Source organism: Streptomyces herbicida, from assembly GCF_032656585.1.
In the GTDB taxonomy this organism is placed as follows: Bacteria; Actinomycetota; Actinomycetes; order Streptomycetales; family Streptomycetaceae; genus Streptomyces; species Streptomyces herbicida.
The window spans coordinates 427,620-442,393 of record NZ_JAUYWJ010000003.1; the positions used below are offsets into that span (position 1 = coordinate 427,620).

Consider the following 14,774-nt stretch of genomic DNA (forward strand, 5'->3'; position numbering starts at 1 on the left):
GAGTGTGTCAATTACGCTTCGAACTCGCACTATTGACGTGACGTCACTAAACTTTGCTCCTGGTAACACCACCCATGACATCGGGGGACACATGGGGTACACCGAACGTCCGCGACGTATCGTGCGGCCCGCACTGGGCACGGAACAGTCGCACACGCCCGCCGCTCCGGCGCCCGGGATCACGCGCCGCGAGCTCTACCGGTCGCGCTCCGCACCACTGCTCGAGGCCGTGCGCCGGCTCGACGCGGGGCTCGACGAGCAGGCGAGCCGCTCGCTCACGGACTGGGTCCGGGAGCAGTACACGACGTCGTACGGCTCGGTGCCGCTCGGCTTCGTCGCCCGCTGCTATCTGGGCCCGCCGTACGTCGACCACCAGCTCGATCTGTTCCATGTCATCGTGCGGCACTTCGCCCCGGCCGAGCAGATGCCGGAGCCGTTCTCGGCGGCCCGGATGCTCGCCCGCTCGGGCGGCTACGCCTACGTCGAGGTGTACGCCGACGGCCTGATCCTGCCCGTACTGGACGACGGCACGGTCGTACGGCCCTGAGCCACCGCCGCCCGCACGGTCCACACCCCCAGACGCAGCACGCGAACGGAGTTCCCGCATGTCCGAGGTCGACCTCACCCTGCACCGCAAGGTGCAGGAAGTCAGCAACCTCGTCATCAGGCTCAGCGAACAGGTCGGTTCGGTGTCCGGCCAGGTCTCCACGGTCGAGTCCAACCAGCAGCAGACGCGTACCGAGCTCCAGCAGCTGCGGGACGAGTTCCTGGCCTTCGTGAGACAGGCCGAGTCCACGGCGAACGTGCAGCGCGCCGAGACCCGGATCGGGGTCATCGAGGACAAGATCGACCACGAGTTCGGCCATCACAAGACGGTCCGGCGCACCGCGGTCGGCATGCTCCAGGCCTTCGACGTCGGACTGGTCTCCGAGGAGAACGTCCGGATGGTCAGCGACCAACTGATGATCCAGACGCCCCGCTACTGGCTTGCGCCCGCCCTGGTCGCGCTCGCCTCCTGGTCGGCCGACGACCGGCAGCTGTGCGAGCGCGCCGTCGACGAGGCGTTCCGCCGCTCGCCCGACCGCACCTCGCTGTTCTTCGCGCTCGTCCTGCGCCGGCAGGGCCGGTCCCAGTCGGCGGTGCGCTGGCTGCGGCACTATCTGCTCGCCCAGGACCCGGCCGCCCTCGGGCGTGAGTTCGCCGTCATCCTGGAGGCCATTGCGCAGGGCGCCTTCGGACTCGTCGGCCGTGACCTGCTCGACCGCACCCTCGGCGAGTGGCGCGCCCAGCTGATGGACAGCGCGGACGCGCAGGCCCGGCAGATCAAGCGGTGGCGCGACGAGATCGACACGCTGCGCGCGCCGTCCGGCCCGGGCGAGTTCCCGCGGCTGGCAGCCGTCTCACCGCAGTGGGTCACGCTCGACGGCGTGCTGTCCGCCGCGCGCGGGCAGACGGCCCTCCTGGACAAGTACAAGGCCATCCTCGAGCGGGAGTTCGAGCCGTCCGAGCGCATCGAGGACGCCGTCGACGACATCCTCGACCGGCTGGTCTCCGAGTACGACAACGAGGAGCTGCCGCTCCGCCGCGACCTCGCCTTCAACCAGGCGGTCGTGGACCACGACGGCGACCTCGGCGCCGCCCGGAAGACGGCCGACGCGGACGCCGCCTCGTACGAGGAGACCCTCGACTACCTCACCGTGCAGACCACCGCGGCCCTCAACCCGCAGGCCATCGGCACCTCCCCGGCCACCCAGCGGCTCGCCGTGGCCGCCTGCCACGAGTGGTTCCAACAGGCGCACGCCGGTCACACCCGCGACTACCGGGCGGCCGTGCCGCAGGATGTGCAGGCCCAGTTCGGCACCGCGCACAGCATCGGCGCGCAGACCTTCCAGCTGCCGCCGTGGATCGGCTCGTTCACCCAGCCACTGGCCACCCTCGAGAAGGCGCTGAGCGACCACTGGGACCATTACACGGGCCCGTTCGTCGACGCGCTCGCCTACCCCTGGCTCAAGAAGGCCGCGCCGTTGATCGCGGTGGTCGCGGGCATCCTGCTGGTCTTCGCCGGTAAATTCCCCGGCTTCGCGTTCGGCGCCGCCGCGATCGTCGGCATCGTATGGGGCCTGGTCCTCCACAACGGCTCCCGGACCGCCAAGCGCAACCAGGACGCGGCTCGTGAGCTGCTGGCCCGCGCCAAGACCGAGTCGCTGCACCACCTGCGGGCCGCGTCCGCCGAGCTGACGGACTGGTACGAGAAGTTCCGGGCCGCCGACCAGGTCGAGTCCCGGGTCCGCGAGCTGATCGCCACACTGCCGACGGCGGGCGGCGGCGCCTCGCCGTTCGAGGGCCGCACCGTACGCAAGGAGTCCGACGCCAAGGAGTCCGTGGAGCCCGAGGAGGACACCGTCCGATGAGCAAGCCGCCCACCGCCCAGCCCGACCCCACCCCCCCGCCGCCGCAGGGACCGCCGGCCGACGCGCCGTGGGCGGCGACCGCCCCGCAGGGGGCGGCTCCGCCCTCACCGTGGGGTGCGGCCGCCGGGCAACCCGGCCGGACCCCCGCGGCCTCCCCGTGGGCCGCCTCCGCCGACGCCGCACGCGCCCAGAGCTCTCCCTGGGCCGCCCAGCGCCGTCCGCAGCAGGAGCGGGTCACCAGCAGGCTCCGGCGGGTCGTCGAGGAACTGCCCGACTGGGAGCCGCTGCCGCCCGGCGAGACCGTCGTGCGCCGGCCGGGCAGCACGTCGTGAGCGGCCTGTGGGGCGACGGCGGCGCCTACCAGGCCTGGGTCGGCTTCCTGCGCCGCTGGGCGGCCCTGGAACCCGCCGATCCGGCCGCCCTGCCCGCGCTCGTCCAGGAGCAGTACGACGCCGACACCTGGGTACGCCTCACCGAGCACCTCACGACCGCCCTGGACACCCGGCTCGTCAGCTGGGCCGAGTCCCTCGTCCGGGCCCTGGACCAGGCTCGGGACGAGTTCTCGTACGGCCGTGAACTCGCCCAGGCCCGCACCGGTCTGCACACGATCCGCGCCCTGGCGGCCCACCCGGGCCTGCCCGAGTCCCTGCGCACCCGGCTCACCGAGCTCGTCGACCGCCAGATCCCGCAGGTCCAGGCCCAGTTGGAGCAGAACCTGGACAACGAGACCCGGCGTGGAGCGGACCCCAGGACCGTCGAGCGCCGCCGCCGCACCCTGCGGGACAACGCGCTGACCGGAGCCCTCACCGTGCGGACGACCCAGGACGGCTGGGCGTACGACCCGGCGGCACCGCCCCGGCGGCGCATCGTCCCCGGGTGAGCGGCTCCGCCCTGCAGCCGCCCGCAATCCACCCTTCGAGAAGGCCCGAATGTCGAACTACGCCGAGAGCCTCAGCCACCTCGACAGCTATATCTCCGCCCGCGTCCCGGTCATCGCGATGCGCACCATCGAGCAGCAGCGCGCCCTGAGGCTGCTGCGGGAGGCGGCGACCCAGTCCCGGCGCAGCAGCATGCCGTTCTGGATCTACACCCGGGCCACCGGCCTGCGCGACCTGCGCACCAACGCGCCCGTGCAGGACGACCGTTCGCTCACCGGCGCCATGGACTTCGCCGCGGCCCAGTTCGGCAGCCGCGCCAATGCCACCGTCGTCTTCGTCGACCCCGACGAGCTGGAGTCGGACACCCCGGTCACCCGGCACTTCGCCGAGCTGGCGAGGCTCGCCGACAGCAACATGGGCAGCATCGTGCTGATCACGGACACGCCGATCTGGAGCGGCCTGCAGCGCCTCGGCATGAGCCTGCGTCTCGACCTGCCCGACTCCGAGGAGATGTACGGCATCCTCAGCGGCTTCCTCGGCGACCACCATGGCCACATCCCCATCGAGTGGACCGAGGAGGACGCCCGCCGTGCCGCGGAGTTCCTGAGCGGCGTCACCGAGGCGGAGTGCGTCAACCTGATGGCCACCATCGCCGCCAAGGGCTCCATCCGGCGCGACGACGTCCTCGGCCTCGCCCAGGCAAAGGACCGCATCTTCAGCGACCTCACCGGCCTGGAGCGGGTGCAGCTCAAGCAGAGCGACTACGCCATCGGCGGCCTGAGCGGTCTGCGCACCTGGCTGGAGCGCAAGCACGACATGATCTCCCGGGACCTCAGACACACCGCCCTGCGCCCGCCGCGCGGAGTGCTGCTGGTCGGCGTCCCGGGCTGCGGCAAGTCCCTGTCCGCCAAGGCCATCGCCCACGACTGGAAACTCCCCCTGTACCGGCTCGACATGGCCAGCATCCACGGCAAGTACCTCGGTGAGTCCGAGGGCCGCTTCCGGGAGGCGCTCGCCATGGCCGACCGGGTCGCGCCCTGTGTCCTGTGGATCGACGAGATCGAGAAGGGCCTGGCGGGCCGCGACGACATGTCCGGGGTGCCGCAGCGCATCATCGGCCAGTTCCTGTACTGGCTCCAGGAGTCCCAGTCCCGCGCCTTCGTCGTGGCCACCGCCAACGACATCCGCAGCCTGCCGCCCGAACTGCTGCGCAAGGGCCGCTTCGACGAGCTGTTCTTCGTCGACCTGCCCGACGCCCAGGACCGCAAGGAGATCATCCGCATCTACCACCAGCGCTATCTCCAGGCCGACCTCGACGACGACCGGCTGGACCGGCTCGTCGACCTCTCCGAGGGCTTCGCCGGCTCCGACATCGAGGCCGCGCTGCACGACGTGGGCGAGGAGGCGGTGCGCCGAGGGGGAGTGGGCCGGCTGAAGGACTCCTATGTGATGGACACCTTCGCCCAGGTGCGCCCGCTCAGCGTCAGCAATCCCGAGCAGATCGAGGAGATCCGTGCCTGGGGCCGCGAGCGTGCGGTGCCGGCCGGCCGGGCCGCGGTGACACCGGTGCCCGGCGACGGGGGACGGACGCGGCGGATCGTGTTCATGGACGAGTAGGGCCGAGGACGAGCAATCGGGGTGAACCCGGGTGAAGGGTGGGCTGGCTGGTTCCGGCACAGGTATGTCGTCCATACTGCCGCCGTGGAGCAGCGCATAGGATCGAGCAGCAAGCCCCTGGAGGGCGCCGGATTCGACCCGGCCTTCATTCCCGGGCTCACCTCACCCGAGTCAGCGGATCCGGAGGACGCCCCGCCGGAGACGTACGAGGCGAAAGCGGCCGGGGCGGCGGCGTCGGACGAGGACGTGGCACCGGCGGAGGCCGCCGCCGAGGAGGCCGCGGGCGCCGAGGCAGCGGACGACGCCGAGGCATCGGAGGAGTCCGAGGAGTCCGAGGAATCGGAGACCTCGGAGCGTCCCGTCTTCGAGGCCGCCGACCGTCGCGCCAAGATAGTGGCCGACCACAAGGGCGTCCGCCTCAGCCTCGACGAGGAGTCCTGCGAGTTCCGCTGGGACGAGATCGGCGCGGTCGAGACGGAGGCCCCCCGCTTCGGCAAGCGGTTCACCGTCACGGTGCACACTCCTGACCGCCGCTGGTACCCGATCGAGATCGAGGCGACGGCCAGGAGCCGCTTCAAGGAGTGGGAAGAGCAGTTGGACGCGGTGCTGGACGCCTACTTCGAGGACTGACCGGCTAACTGCAGTACTGGGCTTCCTTCCCGATCGACCGGTACATGCAGTCCGCGTTCTCCAGCAGCTGGAACACCGCGTCCCGGTTCCGGGAGGTCTCCCGCTCGATCACCTCGTCGGGCGGGTAGAACCCCCCGTTCCAGGCGGACGTCGGATACATCTCGAAGGTGTAGTCGAAGATCTTGTGCACACCCCAGAGGTAGTCGTCGATCGACCCGTCGGTGATGTACAGGTCGCTCGCCTGCTCCGGCGTGTACCCGTTGCTGGCGGCCATCTTCTGTCCCACGGCCTTGAACGCGGCGGCGTCGTCCGCGGTCATCCCGGTGTCCGTGTCGGAGTAGGTGTAGCCGTACGGCCACAGCACCAGCTCGCTGTACGTGTGGAAGTCGATGCCCGCCTTGATCTGCTGCTTCCCGCCGACGACCCGGCTGCGCACGAAGTCGGAGACGACCTTCACCTCGGGCGCCGACTCCGCCGCCGAGCCCCGGTAGGTCTCGGAGGACTTGGAGCCCGAGGACCCGCCGCAGCAGCCCCACTTGTAGTTCCAGTTGCGGTTGAGGTCGGTGCCGACGTACGACGAACCGCTGTTGGGCTGCCGGTTCTTGCGCCACGACCGGTAGGACCCGGTGGCGATGTCGTACTCGCCGCCGTCCGGGTTCAGGTCCGGCACGATCCAGATCTCGCGGCTGTTGACGATGTTGGTGACCCGTGAGTCGGTCCCGTACCCGGCTCCCAGTTCGCGCAGCAGGTACAGGGCCATCTCGACGGTCAGGTGCTCGCGGGCGTGCTGGTGGAAGGTGAAGAGCACCTCGGGTTCGTTCTCGTCCGTGGCCACGTTGTCGCTGACCTTGACGGCGACGATGTCCCGGCCCTGGTGCGACTTGCCGATCACCCGCTTGCTCATGATGCCGGGGTAGGCGGCGAGCCGCTGGTCGATCTCCGTGTTCATCTCGGCGTAGTTGTGGTACTTCGAGTCGGCCGAGGGGAAGTCGAACAGCCGCAGCTCGTCGGCGGGGCTCGACCGGTCGGGCGCGGCCCCCAACGGCGTGACGTCGTAGCCGAGTTGCGTCAGCTTGCGGATCTGGGCGGCGCGTCCGGAGACGACCACGGTCTCCTCGTCGGCCTCGTCCACGGTGACGCCGGTCTGCTGGATGGCCGTGCGGGTCACGGGGGTGGTGCCCTGGTGGATCTCGTACTGCCGGACGTCGTCGGCGGAGGGCGCCGCTTTGCGGGCGCTGTCGGCGACGGCGTGCGTGGCCGTCGCCGACACGGGCGCCGCGAGTGCGAGGGCCAGCAGGGCGCCGAGGGCGGCTGTCCTTCTGCTGCCGCGGGCGCCTGAGCCGCGTGTGCGAAGTCGCATGAATTCTCCTTGGATCTCCAGGAATTCCGGGGTCGCCGGATGTGGGGTGGAGCGGAGCGGGGGGTGCTTCAGTGCGACGTGCAAGGTGCGGATGCTGTGCGTGGGCTGTGCGGGTGGCGCTCATGGTGAAGCGTTGGCATGGCCAGGTCAAGGGCAGTTCAAGCGGAATCGGCCCAAAACCGGCCGGGCAGTGTACGCGCGCGAGGATTCCGCGGAGTGTCCCCGGCCAAAGAGCACTCGTTGGCGTGATGAGGGCGTGCGGACCCGTGCACCCCCGGGGAAGAGTGGGGAGTCCGGCCAAGAGGAGGGCTGGCTGATCATGGGCGGATCAGCGCCACGACGGGACTCTCGTCTGCCGGTCGAGACGACCAGCTTCGTCGACCGGCGGGACGAGCAGGCGCAGGGCCGTGAACTGCTGGCCAGGGCACGCCTGGTCACGCTCACCGGTCCCGGCGGCGTCGGCAAGACCCGCCTCGCCGGACGTATGGCGGCCCGCGTCGAACGCGCCTTCCCGGACGGTGTGCGCTACGTCCAGCTCTCCGGCCTGCACGACCCGGCGCTCGTCCCGCTCGCCGCCGCCGACGCGCTCGATCTGCACGACCACTCCCGCCGGCCCCCGCTGGACGCCCTGGTGGAACAGCTCCGCGACCGCCGGCTGCTCCTGGTCGTCGACAACTGCGAACACCTGTCGGCCGCCTGCGCCGAACTCGCCGCCGCCCTCCTGCACGGCACCACCGGCATCCGCATCCTCGCCACCAGCCGCCACCGCCTCGGCCTCACCGAGGAACACCTCATGGAGGTTCGGCCCCTGCCGGTCCCCGACCCCGACGGCGACCTGTCCGCCGCCGAGGCCCACCCGGCCCTGGCCCTGTTCGCCGACCGCGCCGCCGCCGTCGTCCCCGGCTTCCGCCTCACCCCCGGCAACCGCGCCGCCGTCGCCCGCCTCTGCGCCCGCCTCGACGGCCTCCCGCTCGCCATCGAACTCGCCGCCGTCCGTATGCGCGTCCTCGGCATCGAACAGCTCCTGGCCCGGCTCGACGACCGCTACCGCCTGCTCTCCGCCGGCAGCCCCGCCGTCCCGCCCCGCCACCAGACCCTGCGTGCCGCGGTCGACTGGAGCCACGAACTGTGCGACGCGCTCGAGCAGTTGGTGTGGGCGCGGCTGTCGGTGCTGGCCGGGAGCTTCGACCTGGAGACGGCGGAGGCGGTCTGTGCGGACGGCGAGCGGATCGTGTCGTACGACGTCCTCGAAGCCGTCGCCGGGCTCGTCGACAAGTCCGTGCTGGGCCGGGAGAGCGGGCCCGGCGGGGTGCGCTACCGGCTGCTGGACACCCTGCGCCACTACGGCCTCGACCAGCTGCGCGAGCACCCCGGCGAGGAGGCGGCCGCCCGGTGCCGCCAGCGGGACTGGATGCAGGAGCGGGCCGGCGGATACGAGCGACGCTGGTTCGGACCCGGCCAGCGGGAGATCGTGGCCCGGCTCCGCGCCGACCAGGACAATCTGCGCGCTGCCCTCGACTTCAGCCTCACCACACCGGGCGAGGAGCTCGCCGGGCTGCGCCTCGCGGGCACCCTGTGGTTCTACTGGCACGCCTGCGGAGCACCCCGCGAGGGCCGCTACTGGCTCGACCGCGCCCTCGACGCCGACCCCGGGCCGAGCCGGGAACGCGCCCGGGGCCTGTGGATCTCCGGTCTGCTGGCGGGCTGCCCCGAGGACCTCACCCGCGGACTGCGCCGCGCCGAGGAGGCCCGCGCCCTGGCCCAGGACCTCGGCGACCCGGCCGAGGTGGCCCACGCCGACTACGTCATCGGCGTCGTCCAGCTCTTCGCCGACGATCTGCACACCGCCCTGAGCCACTACGAGTCCACCGTCGCCCGCGGCCCGGTCCCCGGCCAGCACCTCAGCCTGCACGGCCTCGACCAGGTCGAACTCGCCTGTGCCCTGGCCCTGCTGGGGGAGGCGGACCGCGCAGTCGCCGTCTGCGAGGACGCCCTGCGACTGTGCGAGCGGCACGACGAGGAGTGGGTGCGCTCGTACGTGCTGCGCATCCTCGCCCTGGCGCACGCCGTGCGGAAGGACTGGCGGCGCGCCGAGCCGTACGCCTGCCAGGCCCTGCGCCTCAAGCTCGATGTGCACGACGTCATCGGCATCGGACTCACCCTCGACCTGCTGGCGCTTCTCGCGGCCGGGTCCGGGGCCGCCGAGCGCGCCGCCGTGCTGCTCGGCGGCGCCGACCGGGTCTGGTCCGACATCGACCGCGACCGCTGGGGCTCCGAGGCCCTCAATTCCGCCCGGCGCGACTGTGAGACACGGGTGCGCGCGGCGGTGGGGCAGCGGACGTACGAGCGGGCGTACGGCAGGGGCGCCGCGCTCGGCCTCGGCGAGATCGTGGCCTACGCGCTCCACGACCCCCAGGACGCCGGCGCGGGGCGGGAGCCGGCTCCGGCCCCGCGGCTGACCCGCCGGGAGGCCGAGGTCGCCCGGCTGGTCGCCGAGGGGCTGGCCAACCAGCAGATCGCCGACCGCCTGGTCATCGCCCGCCGCACGGCCGAGGGCCATGTGGAGCGCATCCTCAGCAAGCTCGGCTTCAGCAACCGCAGCCAGATCGCCGCCTGGGTGACGGCCCAGCGCTGATGACTCCCACCGTGAGGGACGTACAACAGATGGGGAACCCATGAGTGCAGATACGCATGCGCAAACCGGTCCGGGCCAGGGGGACTTCGACCACCGCATGGCCGTGTTCGGCTCGGACGACGAGTTCGTGGCGGCGGCGCTGCCCTTCCTCGCCGAGGGCCTGGCCGCCCCCGGCGAACCACCGCCCGTGGCCATCGTCGCCCCCGCCGGACTGGACCTCCTGCGGGACGCCCTGGGGTCCGACGCCGGGAAGGTCGGCTTCATCCCGCACACCGACTGGTACACCGGCTCCGCCGCCAATGCCGTGGCCCGGAGCGCCGGCTACCTCGCGGCGCACGCCGGGCCCGGCGGCCGCATCCACCTCCTGATGGAGCCGGACTGGGCGGGCCGCGCGGGCAGTTCGCCCCGGGAGACCGCCGAGTGGATCCGCTACGAGTCCCTGGCGAACCTCCTCTTCGCCCCCTTCTCCACGACGGCGATGTGCGCCTACGACACCCGTACCGCCGGCCTCGCCCTCGTCGAAGCGGCCCGCCGGGCCCACCCCGCCACCGGTGTCTACGAGGCCCCGCCCGCCCTGGTGCGTGAACTGGACGCCGTACCCCTGGCACCGCCCCCCGACGACGCGACCCCGCTGCCCGCCCCGACCGCCGAGGCCGTACGCGCGTGGTCGGCGAGGCGCGGACTCCCGGCCCCCGACGCCGAGTTGTTCGGCGCGGCGGTGACCGAGGCGGCGGCCGCGCTCGGCCCCGTCACCGGCACCGTGCTGTGGGGCCGCGCCCCGTCCTGCGTCTGCGAGCTGCGCCTGCCCCACCGCGTCGCCGACCCGCTCGCCGGCTTCGTACCGCCGCCCACCGGAGAGCTGGAGCCGGGGCAGGGCCTGTGGTTCACCCGCCAGGTCTGCGCCTACGTGGATGTGCGCGACCACGCCGAGGGCTCGACCGTCCGCATCCAGTACGCGTAGCGGTGGCGGATCCGGATACGCACGCATGTCCGCAACCATGCATACGCGGGTGCCGAGCGAACCGACGCAGGTACGGATTCGGGTATTCCTCCCCGTGTGAGCGGGTATGCGGGGAGGGCACCCTGGGAGCATGCTGCAACCTTCCGGAAGGAGCCTTCCGGACCCCGGCCCTCAGTACGCCGCGTATCCGCAGCCGCCCATACGGGCCGGCCATCTGAGCGTCGAGTACGACCCCGTGCCCTCGGCGGCCCGCGAGGCGCGCGCGGTGGTGCGCAGGCAGCTGGAGGAATGGGGGCTCGCGGAGCGGGACGAGGTCGGCGACGTGGCCGAGCTCCTGGTCAGCGAGCTGGCCACCAACGCCCTGCGGCACGCGGCGAGCCGTTTCCGGCTGACCCTCCTGGCCTCCCACGGCGTCCTGCGCTGCGAGGTCGCCGACACCGACCGCCGCGCGCCCGAGGTGCTCGACGCGGGCATCACGGAGAGCGGCCGGGGCATGACCCTGGTGGACGCCCTCGCCCGCCGCTGGGGCTGCCACCTCGACGGCGCGGGCAAAACGGTCTGGTTCGAACTCGGCACCTGCGACTGCGAAGGCTGCGACCGGCGACTGCCTTAGCCCCGGAAGAGCCCGGAGCCCCGGAGAGCCCGGAGCCCCGGCGGCTCGAGTGGCCGCCGGGGGTCCTTGTCCCACCGTCTTCGGGTCGCTGCTACGGAAGTGCGTGCACGTGCGGGGCCACCGAGTTCGACCACGCGTTGCCCGCGGACGCGTCCCAGTTCGTCGACCAGGTCATTGCGCCCCGCAGGTCGGGGTAGGTCTTCGACGGCTTGAAGCCGCCGCAGGCGGTGGCCTTGGTCAGGCAGTCCAGGGCGTTGTTCACCACGGTGGGGGAGACGTAGCCGCTGCCCGCCGCGCTCGTCGAAGCCGGGAGGCCGAGGCCGACCTGGGACGGGGACAGGCCGCCCTCCAGCTGGATGCAGGCCAGGGCGGTGAGGAAGTCCACGGAGCCCTGGGAGTAGACCTTGCCGTCGCAGCCGAGCATCGAACCGCTGTTGTAGTACTGCATGTTGACGACCGTGAGGATGTCCTTGAGGTTCAGGGCCGTCTGGAAGTAGGAGTTCGAGGTCGACTGCATGTCGATCGTCTGCGGGGCCATCGTCAGGATCAGGGACGAGCCCGCCTTCCCCGACAGCGCGCGCAGGGCCTGCGTCATGTACGTCGCGTTGAGGCCGTTCTCCAGGTCGATGTCGACGCCGTCGAAGCCGTACGTCTGCATCAGCGAATACACGGAGTTCGCGAAGTTCGCCGCCGACGTCGGGTCGTTCACCGACACCGTGCCGTTCTGGCCGCCGACCGAGACGATGACCTTCTTCCCGGCGGCCTGCTTCGCCCTGATGTCGGCCTTGAACTGGTCGACGGTGTAGCCGCCCAGCCCGGCCGAGTCCAGGTTGAAGGTCACGGCGCCCGGCGTCGACGTGGCGTCCGCGAAGGCAACCGCGATGATGTCGTACGACGAGGGCACGTCGGAGATCTTCTGGACCCTCGCTCCGTTGTTGAAGTTCTGCCAGTAGCCGGTCACCGCGTGCTTGGGCAGGGCGCCGCCGCCTCCGCCCCCGGTCGCCGCCGTCGTCCCCGTCACCGCCGCCGACTTCGGCGACTCACCCGCCGAGTTGGTCGCGGTGACCTGGAAGGAGTACGCCGTCGAGGCGGCCAGGCCCGTCACCGTCGCCGACGTGCCGGTCACCGCGGTCACCTTCGTACCGTCGCGGTAGACGTTGTAGCCCGTCGCGCCCGACACCGCGTTCCAGGACAGCGACACCGACGAGGAGGTCGTACCGGACACGGCCAGGCCGGCCGGTGCGCCCGGCACCGTCGGGGCCGGGTCGCCGCCTCCGCCGCCGTCGGGGCCGTACACCGACACGTCGTCGGCGTAGTACGCGGGCTGGCCGTACCAGCCGTGCGTGTACACCGTGACCGAGGTCGTCGACGCGCCCGTCGTGAACGAGGTCGACAGCTGTTTCCACGAGGTGGAGTCGGGGGTCCACGTCGACACGTCCGTCGTACCCGTACCGGTCACGCCCAGGTACGCATAGCCGCCCTGCAGCCAGGCGCTCAGCGTGTACGACGAGTTCGGCTTCACCGCCACCGTCTGGGAGCACTGGGCGTAGTCCTGCCCGGCCGGTGTCGCCTTCAGCGCGGCCGTGCCGGAGCGGACGGGGGAGGAGACCGTCGTACCGCTGCTCGCGGAGCAGGTCCAGTTGCTCAGGGCCGACTCGAAGCCGGCGTTCTTGACGTTGTTCACATCCGCTGCGGATGCCGGACCGCCGGACATCCCCGCCAGTGCCACGGCCGTGGCGAATGCTGCGACGGCCGACCAGGTTCGTGTGCGTCGTCTCTGTCTGGGCATGACAATAAGTTGGTCCAGACCAATCCAGCTGTCAATAGGTCCAGACCAAATGAGGCAACTGTCGAATGCTCAACCTGTCCTGGTTTGACGGGACTTGCGCACACACAGATCCCGGCCAGCTACCCAAACGCTGTTCTCCGGTCACGGAGGCGTGGATACAGTGCTGAGGTAGTCACGCAATGAAGTCGTCCCGGCGCATTGGAGTAACACCGGTGGGCCGACGGGTGTGAAGAGCGGGGAGCTGCGCGTGCCAACTGCCATTGCCGTGACCAGCGCCGACATGGCGCTGCCGCCGCAGGACGAACGGACCGTGCCCGCCGTCGTGCTGCGGGATCTCGACAAGCGGCCGCTGGAGCATGCGCTCGCCGAACTCCAGGGGCTCGTCGAGCAGCACGGGCATCTGATCGTCCTGTGCTCGCGGGCCGTACCGGCCACCGTGACACAGCGGCTGCACACCCTGCGGTCCCTGATGGAGAGCGACCGCATAGCCCTGTTCCGGCCCGAGCTGCCACCGCTCGGGATCGCCGTTCTGGCCCGTCAGTTGAGACAGCTCGCCTCCTGCGACCTCAGCCCCGGAGTCCTCGCCTCCGCGGGACGGCTGCTCACCCACTACCTCCACTCCGGCGCGGTCCTCGGCTCCGTGGCCAGGCTGGACCACGTTCCCGTGAGCCTGAAGGCGCACGCCAAGTCCTGGGTGCCCGGCAGCCAGTTCGCCGTCCTCGCCCATCCCGAGCCGCAGCTCGTCCGGATCGGACCCGGCGCCACCCTGGCCGGTCCCGAGTTCGCCACCTGGATGCTGGTCGCCAAGGGCCAGTTGCAGTCCGAGTGGACCGGCACCCTCGCCAAGGCCTGGAGCGCGCACGGGCTGCGCGAGACCCCGCTGCCCGCCGAGTCCGCCCACTGGTGGGGCACGGGCCGGGTCATCGAGTTCTGCAGCTACCTCGCCGACCTCTCCGTCCTCTACCAACTGGTCACCTCGGTGCGGCAGAACACCTGCCACTGGTGCGGCATCGACGTCATCGGGGACCGCTGTGTCTTCTGCTCGGCCACCCCGCCAGGCCATGAACCACCCGCTCCACGGGCCCTGGAGCAAAGAACGCCCGCCTGACCGGTCCGGCCCGCTCAGTCCCCTTCGATCCCGCTCGACCGATTCCCCCAATGAGGTTGCACGGTTCATGAACTCCCGTCAGCGCCGCGGCGTGATACTCCTGATCCTGTCGGTGCTCTGCGCGCTCGGCGCGTTCGCCGGCGTGCTCTCCGTCATCGACGACGTGAAGTCCAAGGTCGGCCCCGAGGTCACCGCGTACCGGCTGAGGTCCGACGTGGCGCCGTACACGACGCTGGACACGGGCCAGTTCGAGAAGATCAAGATGCCCAAGCGGTGGCTGTCGGCCAACGCGGTCACGAGCCTGCGCGAGATCGAGGGCAAGATCGCCGTGACCACCCTGCGCAAGGGCTCCCTGCTCCAGACGGACATGATCGTCGAACAGCCCGCGCTGCAGGCGGGCCAGCAGGAGGTCGCCATCATGATCGACGCGGCCACCGGAGTCGCCGGCAAGATCACCCCGGGCTCCCGGGTCAACGTCTACGCCACCTTCGAGGGCAAGAAGCAGGGCGACCCCGACCAGTCCAAGATCATCGTGACGAACGCCCGGGTACTCGACGTCGGCAAGCTCACCTCCCTGGAGCCCGACAACAAGAACCAGCAGCCCACCGACGCCGTCCCGATCACTTTCGCGCTGTCCACCATCGACGCCCAGCGCATCACCTACGCCGAGTCCTTCGCCCAGCGGGTCAGGCTCGCGCTGGTGGCACCCGGCAGCGAGACCACCGTCCCGGACAAGGACCGCACGTACGAACTCGCGACGGACAAGTGAGAG

The 14,774-nt window shown here is 71.2% G+C and carries 13 protein-coding genes; 11 read left to right on the top strand and 2 right to left on the bottom strand.

Features of this window, described 5'->3' with window-relative positions; all coding sequences use genetic code 11:
* The first annotated feature begins 91 nt into the window (after nucleotides 1–91).
* From Q8A52_RS09000 to Q8A52_RS09025, 6 genes are all read left to right on the top strand, one after another.
* Complete coding sequence (locus tag Q8A52_RS09000) at nucleotides 92–547, top strand: hypothetical protein (RefSeq protein ID WP_316747913.1); 456 nt, start codon at nucleotides 92–94, stop codon at nucleotides 545–547.
* A gap of 58 nt (nucleotides 548–605) precedes the next feature.
* Nucleotides 606–2,411 carry a hypothetical protein gene (locus tag Q8A52_RS09005; RefSeq protein WP_316747915.1) on the top strand — a complete coding sequence of 602 codons (1,806 nt, stop codon included), beginning with the start codon at nucleotides 606–608 and terminating at the stop codon, nucleotides 2,409–2,411.
* Nucleotides 2,408–2,743, top strand: coding sequence for a hypothetical protein (locus Q8A52_RS09010; RefSeq protein WP_316747916.1), 336 nt, complete (start codon nucleotides 2,408–2,410; stop codon nucleotides 2,741–2,743). The genes Q8A52_RS09005 and Q8A52_RS09010 overlap by 4 nt, the downstream gene beginning before the upstream one ends.
* Nucleotides 2,740–3,291 (top strand): hypothetical protein, encoded by a 552-nt coding sequence (locus Q8A52_RS09015; protein ID WP_316747918.1) that lies wholly within the window; start codon nucleotides 2,740–2,742, stop codon nucleotides 3,289–3,291. Before Q8A52_RS09010 ends, Q8A52_RS09015 begins: the two co-directional genes overlap by 4 nt.
* 49 nt (nucleotides 3,292–3,340) lie before the next feature.
* Nucleotides 3,341–4,906, top strand: a complete 1,566-nt coding sequence (locus Q8A52_RS09020) for an AAA family ATPase (RefSeq protein ID WP_316747920.1) — start codon at nucleotides 3,341–3,343, stop codon at nucleotides 4,904–4,906.
* 84 nt (nucleotides 4,907–4,990) lie between these two features.
* Nucleotides 4,991–5,536: a hypothetical protein gene (locus Q8A52_RS09025; RefSeq protein WP_316747921.1), complete on the top strand. Its 546-nt coding sequence runs from the start codon at nucleotides 4,991–4,993 to the stop codon at nucleotides 5,534–5,536.
* Between the two features lie 4 nt (nucleotides 5,537–5,540).
* Here Q8A52_RS09025 and Q8A52_RS09030 read toward each other — a convergent pair whose 3' ends face one another.
* Nucleotides 5,541–6,896: a M14 family metallopeptidase gene (locus tag Q8A52_RS09030; RefSeq protein WP_316747923.1), complete on the bottom strand. Its 1,356-nt coding sequence runs from the start codon at nucleotides 6,894–6,896 to the stop codon at nucleotides 5,541–5,543.
* Nucleotides 6,897–7,215: 319 nt separating this feature from the next.
* On the opposite strand from Q8A52_RS09030, the gene Q8A52_RS09035 reads away from it, so the two are divergent.
* The 3 genes from Q8A52_RS09035 (at nucleotide 7,216) to Q8A52_RS09045 (ending at nucleotide 11,105) form a co-directional block, all read left to right on the top strand.
* Nucleotides 7,216–9,531 (top strand): ATP-binding protein, encoded by a 2,316-nt coding sequence (locus Q8A52_RS09035; protein WP_316747925.1) that lies wholly within the window; start codon nucleotides 7,216–7,218, stop codon nucleotides 9,529–9,531.
* 40 nt (nucleotides 9,532–9,571) lie between these two features.
* The gene (locus tag Q8A52_RS09040; protein ID WP_316747927.1) at nucleotides 9,572–10,492 is read left to right on the top strand and encodes an MEDS domain-containing protein; all 921 of its coding nucleotides are present in this window, start codon (nucleotides 9,572–9,574) and stop codon (nucleotides 10,490–10,492) included.
* Between the two features lie 130 nt (nucleotides 10,493–10,622).
* A complete protein-coding gene (locus Q8A52_RS09045; protein WP_316747929.1) occupies nucleotides 10,623–11,105 on the top strand; it encodes an ATP-binding protein in 483 nt (160 codons plus the stop codon).
* Nucleotides 11,106–11,196: 91 nt separating this feature from the next.
* On the opposite strand, the gene Q8A52_RS09050 is transcribed toward Q8A52_RS09045, so the two are convergent.
* Complete coding sequence (locus Q8A52_RS09050; protein WP_316747931.1) at nucleotides 11,197–12,894, bottom strand: chitinase; 1,698 nt, start codon at nucleotides 12,892–12,894, stop codon at nucleotides 11,197–11,199.
* A gap of 280 nt (nucleotides 12,895–13,174) precedes the next feature.
* Between Q8A52_RS09050 and Q8A52_RS09055 the strand changes: the two genes are divergently transcribed.
* Together Q8A52_RS09055 and cpaB are read left to right on the top strand one after the other, a co-directional pair.
* Entirely contained in the window at nucleotides 13,175–14,002 is an 828-nt protein-coding gene (locus Q8A52_RS09055; protein WP_316748732.1) for a hypothetical protein, read from the top strand.
* Between the two features lie 67 nt (nucleotides 14,003–14,069).
* Nucleotides 14,070–14,771: a Flp pilus assembly protein CpaB gene (cpaB, locus tag Q8A52_RS09060; protein WP_316747933.1), complete on the top strand. Its 702-nt coding sequence runs from the start codon at nucleotides 14,070–14,072 to the stop codon at nucleotides 14,769–14,771.
* Nucleotides 14,772–14,774: the final 3 nt, after the last annotated feature.